The 5,645-nt window shown below is 62.6% G+C and carries 3 protein-coding genes and 2 rRNA genes; 4 read left to right on the top strand and 1 reads right to left on the bottom strand.

Going from position 1 to position 5,645, the window contains the following annotated elements; translation table 11 throughout:
• Positions 1-106 (top strand): 5S ribosomal RNA (gene rrf / locus AC56LR_RS21495); the annotation flags it as partial.
• A gap of 97 nt (positions 107-203) precedes the next feature.
• On the opposite strand, the gene AC56LR_RS21490 is transcribed toward rrf, so the two are convergent.
• Entirely contained in the window at positions 204-725 is a 522-nt protein-coding gene (locus AC56LR_RS21490; RefSeq protein WP_497133498.1) for a PEP-CTERM sorting domain-containing protein, read from the bottom strand.
• Positions 726-1,103: 378 nt separating this feature from the next.
• Here AC56LR_RS21490 and AC56LR_RS21485 point away from each other — a divergent pair, with 378 nt between their 5' ends.
• The 3 genes from AC56LR_RS21485 to AC56LR_RS21475 all read left to right on the top strand — a co-directional run.
• Positions 1,104-2,747 (top strand): DUF418 domain-containing protein, encoded by a 1,644-nt coding sequence (locus AC56LR_RS21485; protein ID WP_497133496.1) that lies wholly within the window; start codon positions 1,104-1,106, stop codon positions 2,745-2,747.
• On the top strand, positions 2,744-5,098 hold the full coding sequence (locus tag AC56LR_RS21480) for a penicillin acylase family protein (RefSeq protein ID WP_497133494.1): 2,355 nt from the start codon (positions 2,744-2,746) through the stop codon (positions 5,096-5,098). The genes AC56LR_RS21485 and AC56LR_RS21480 overlap by 4 nt, the downstream gene beginning before the upstream one ends.
• A 449-nt stretch (positions 5,099-5,547) precedes the next feature.
• Positions 5,548-5,645 (top strand): 16S ribosomal RNA (locus AC56LR_RS21475); the annotation flags it as partial.

The following is a 5,645-nucleotide window of genomic DNA, read 5'->3' as shown; positions in this document are numbered from 1 at the left end:
ACCATAGCAAGTCGGTCCCACCCCTTCCCATCCCGAACAGGACCGTGAAACGACTTTGCGCCGATGATAGTGCTGCAACCAGTGTGAAAGTAGGTTATCGTCAGGCTAGTTATAAGAGAAACCCCACCAGGTGATCCTGGTGGGGTTTTTTGCGTTTGGGTTTCTGTTTTCGAGATGCCGGCATATAGACCGGCTCCTGCAGATCAAGCGGCTTTCTTGCGGCGGCGCGACATCCAGCCCATCATCCCGAGTGCCGGCAGCAGCATCGCCATCGTGCCCGGCTCAGGTACGTCGGCCGCCAGGCTCGTCACCGAACCCGACATATTGCGCCACGGCGAGCAGTTCATGCATTCCCAGCTCGACGCCGTATTGATTGTCCGCGTAGTGCCCGTTTCATTCAGCGCGTCCAGGAAGGAAAACGTGATGTAACGGCGCCCGTCGCCTGGCATGATCGTGAAGCTGTTCGGGCCAAATCCATTGAAATACAGGCCGCTGTTGGTCGGACTGTAATTAAAGCCCGACAGAGCCGGACCAGCGGTAACGATATCGAATGCCGACCAGGTCTGGGCCGCCGTGTCGATCGTGAACGAACCGGTAGCGCTGCCGCCATCCGTAAACGTCACATTGTCGAGAGCCCAGGTGATTGGGGCAGCTTGTGCAGACAGCGAAGCCGCCAGCAACACGAGGCCGGCCAGGATGCCAGTGCGAAGTTGAAGTTGTTTCATGCGAATATCCCTAGTGAGTTTTTTTGTAGGACAACTGTTCGCCGAAATGCTGCCTGAACTTATGCAAGGCAAGACCGTTCAGACTGCGGCTCCTTCTTATAAGCAACCTTTATGCCAAGAGGAAATATTCTCGCAACATCAGTTACTTAGGTTTTACTACAAGGTAGGCGTACGTACAGGTGTAAAAATGCCCGACAGATCGACGCCGATCCCCGCTTGCCTTGGGCTGGCGCGTTCCCTGCGTACAGTCCATGCGGCATGGATGACGGCACCCGAAATCGCCGTTCGTCCCCTGTTTCCTGCGCTTTGTCACATCGCAAGTACTACCTGCATGGCCTCGGATTAGGATTGCCAGATCAAAACAGGAAGGGGATGGCGATGGACCACGCACTAGCGCCCGAGGCTTTGACGCCTGTGGCAAGCAATGAACGCATCCAGTCGCTCGACGTGGTGCGCGGCTTTGCGCTGATCGGCATCCTCATGATGAACGTCGAATTCTTCAACCGCGCCACTGCCGCGCTCGGCTCGGGCATGCAGACCGGCCTCACCGGGGCCAACCTGTGGGTGAGCTACTTCGTCCAGTACTTCGTCACCGGTAAATTCTGGACCATCTTCTCGCTCCTGTTCGGCATGGGTTTCGCCGTGATGCTCACCCGCGCCGAGCGTGCCGGGCGCAGCTTCCTCGTCCCCTATATGCGCCGCATCGCCGCCCTGGCCGTGTTCGGGGCGCTCCACCATATTTTCCTGTTCTCCGGCGACATCCTGTTCAGCTATGCAGTCGCGGCGACGGCCCTGCTGGTCGTGCTCTATGGCCGGTTCAAGTGGATCATGCTGGCCATGGCCCTGTGCATCGGCGGCGGTTTCATCCCCGGCATGGACTGGTTGTTCGGGATCGCCGCCGGCCTGGGCTTCTTCGGCCTCGCCGCATGGTGGCTGCGCGGAGAGCAGCACATGACGCGCTTCGGCAAGCCGCTGGCGATTGCCTTCGTGCTGATGCTGTTTGGTGCGATCGCTGCCGTCGCCGGCGCCGCCATGTGGATGGTGCCCGGCATGCCGCCGCAGGCCCGTTTTGGCCTGCCGCTGCTGGGGATCGCCTTGCTCACGCTGGGCTATCTCACCAGGCGCCATCACGCGGACAAGGCGGGTCGGCCGTGGCGCCTCGGTGTCGGCATCTACTGCTTCTCGTTCTTCATGATGACCGGCGCCGGCGCATCGATGTACTTCTTCCCCGAAAAACCGCCTGCAGTGATGACCAAGGCCGAAGCGAAGAAAGAGAAAGACGCTGCTGCAGAGCGGGCGAAAGCGCGCCGTGAGCGCGAAGAAAACATCCGGGTCGAGACAGCAGTACTCAGCAAGGGGACGTATCCCCAGGCGGTAGCGATGCGGGCCGAGCGCTTCGTCCAGCATGCGGCGGGCGAGGTCGGTTTCGCGACGGTCCTGATCGGGATGTTCCTGCTCGGTAGCTGGTTCGTCCGCGCCGGCATCATGGAGAGGGCGCACGCCCAGCTGCCGCTGTTCCGCAAGCTGGCGATCTATGGTTTGCCGATCGGGATCGGCATGGGCCTGCTCGGCTCGGCCATCGCGATGCATCCGGTACCGGGTTCGCGCGGCGCCGACGGCTGGCAGCTGGCCCAGGGCATGCAGATGCTCGGCAACCTGCCGGCATCGCTCGGCTACGTCAGCCTGGTGATCCTGATGCTGCACAGCGCTTCGCCCCTCAACAAGGTCAGCGTACTCGCGCCCTTCGGCCGCATGGCCCTCACGAATTACCTGACGCAGTCGCTGGTGGCGTCCACCTTCTTCTTCGGCTACGGCTTCGGCAACTGGGGCATCTCGCGTGTCGACCAGATGCTGTTCGTGGTGGTGCTCGCCGCGGCGCAGATCGTCTTCAGCCATGTGTGGCTGGCGCGCTTCCGTTACGGTCCGATGGAATGGCTGTGGCGTGCCGTCACGTATTGGCAGATCCCGCCGATGCGCATCGGGAGCCAGCCGGTCGTGCCTGCCGTAGTGAAGCCCGCGTGAAGGCGCTGGCCAGCATCGGTGCGGCGCTGCTGGTGTGCGCCGCGCAGGCGGCGGCCCAGCCGCTCAAGGTGGCGGGCTTGAACCAGCCGGCGCGGATCCTGGTCGACACCTGGGGCGTGCCGCACATCTATGCCGCCAGCCTGGACGACGCCTTCTTCGTCCAGGGCTTCAACGCCGCGCGCGACCGCCTGTTTCAGATCGACCTGTGGCGCCGCCGCGGGCTGGGCGAGCTGGCCTCGGTGTTCGGGCCTGCTTATGTCGAGCAGGACCGGGCGGCGCGCCTGTTCCTGTACCGCGGCGGCATGGATGCCGAGTGGGCTGCCTACGGCCAGGATGCCCGGCGCACCAGCACGCGCTTCGTGGCCGGCATCAATGCCTATATCGATTACATCGCACGCAAGCCGGAACTGCTGCCCTTCGAATTTCGCCAGCTTGGTTACCTGCCGGCGAAGTGGTTGCCGGAAGACGTGGTGCGCATTCGCAGCCATGGCCTGACGCGCAACCTGACGCAGGAGTTCGCGCGTGCGCGCGTGGTGTGCCGCGCTGGCCTGGCGGCCGACGCAGTGCGCGCCCAGCTATCCCCAAGCTGGACGACACGCGTGCCGGAAGGCCTCGACCCCTGTCTGCCGGAGGACGCACTCGACGTCTTCATGCGTGCGACCGAGAACGTGCGCTTCGACCGCCCGCCGGTGCAGGCGTCGCGTGCGATGCCGAGTGAGGAAGCGCTCGAGGGCAGCAACAACTGGGTGGTCGCCCCGTCGCGTACCGCGACCGGCCGCGCCATCCTCGCCAACGATCCGCACCGCGCCTACGGCGCGCCCTCGCTGCGCTACATCGTGCACCTGAGCGCGCCGGGCCTGGACGTGATCGGGGCAGGGGAGCCGGCCCTGCCCGGCGTGTCGATCGGCCATAACGGCAAGGTCGCGTTCGGGCTCACCATCTTCAGCATCGACCAGGAGGACCTCTACGTCTACGAGACCAACCCGGCCAATCCGAACCAGTATCGCTACAAGGGCAAATGGGAAGATTTCCGCGTGGTGAAGGAGGCGGTGAGCGTGCGTGGCCGGCCTGCCGCGAACGTCGAGCTGCGTTTCACCCGCCATGGACCGGTGATCCACCAGGACACCGGCAAGCACCGCGCGCTTGCGGTGCGCACCGCATGGACCGCGCCCGGCATGGCGCCTTATTTCGGCAGTATCGATTACATGAAGGCCCAGGACTTCCAGCAGTTCCGCCGTGCGATGCAGCGCTGGGGCGCGCCCACCGAAAATCAGGTGTACGCCGACACGGCGGGGAACATCGGCTGGGTCGCGGGCGGTCTCGCACCGGTACGCCCGAACTGGGATGGCTTGATGCCGGTGCCGGGCGATGGCCGCTACGAGTGGAAGGGATTCCTCGACGGCGCGAAGCTGCCCTACGTGCTCAATCCGAAGCAGGGCTGGTATGCGTCGGCGAATGAAATGAACCTGCCTGCGGGCTTTCCGTACAAGGAGCACAAGCTCGGTTTCGAATGGCCCGACAACGCACGTGCGCGGCGCATCGCCGGCGTGCTGTCGACGACGCAGAAAGCCAGCATCGAGGACATGGAGCAGCTGCAGAACGATGTGGTCTCGCTCAACGCGCGGCGGCTGGTGGCCCTGCTCAAGCCCTTGTCGTCGCAGGAGCGCAAGACACGCGCGGCGCTGCGTCTCTTGTCGGCATGGGACGGCGAGGAGGGGGCGGCGTCCGCAGCGGCGGCCTTGTACGAGGTGTGGTGGTCGCGCCACCTGGGCCGGGCATTCAAGGCTGCGGTGCTCGCTCCCGCTGCAGCACAGGCCATGGATGCGCCGCACCCGAGCGTAATGCTCGCATCGCTCGAGAAACCAGCTAAACGATTTGGCGCCGGCGCCATCCGCAAGCGCAATGAGGTGCTTCTCGCCAGCTTGGGTAGCGCATGGGGCGAGATGGAAGCGCTGCAGGGGCCCGATCCCGCAAGCTGGCAGTGGGGCAAACTCCACTTCTCCTATTTTGCGCACCCGATGACGCCCATCCTCGATGCTGCCTCGCGCGCCCGGGTGAACGTCGGACCGCTGCCGCGGGGAGGCGGAGCATTCACGGTCAATGTGTCGAGCTACCATCCCGACAGCTTCTGGCAGGCGCATGGCCCCTCGTTCCGGGTCGTGCTCGACGTCGGGAATTGGGACAACTCGCGGGCGTTTAACACCCCCGGGCAATCGGGCGATCCGGCCAGCCCGCATTACCGGGACCTGGCCACGAGCTGGTCCGTAGGAAAGTATTTTCCTTTGCTGTATTCGCGGAGAGCGGTGGAAAAGGCCGCCCGGCAAGTCATCCAGTTAGTGCCGGCACCTTAGCGCGTGGGCCTTGCAAGACCGTCCACGCTTTGTTATAGTTCGCCTCCGCTTCGGAGCACACTACGGCAAGCGCCGATGTGAAGGCCGGAAAATGTTAACGTAATCAAAAGCTTACGAAGACAGAGGGTGCAGAGAAATCTGCAACGGAGCAAAAATCAGGATTGACGAGCAACGCGAAACACTGCATAATCTCATTCCTCTGCTGCTGACGAACACAACGCTTCGACAGAACACAGCAAGGCAGGTCCGAATACAGTTCTTTAACAATTTACAGTCGATAAGTGTGGGCGTTTGATGAAGGTGCCAGGAACTTCGGTTCTTGATTACTTAAATTATCAAATGTTCACAAAAAAGAAATACGTTGCTCAGCAATGAGTAACGGTCAGTATTTTGAGTGAGCGACCCGTCGGCAAGGACGGAGACACGAAAGTGTCTATTAAACAGAGATTAAACTGAAGAGTTTGATCCTGGCTCAGATTGAACGCTGGCGGCATGCTTTACACATGCAAGTCGAACGGCAGCGCGGGGCAACCTGGCGGCGAGTGGC

Source organism: Telluria sp. ZT3P39 (assembly GCF_059685935.1).
This window is presented reverse-complemented; position numbering and strand designations above follow the sequence as displayed.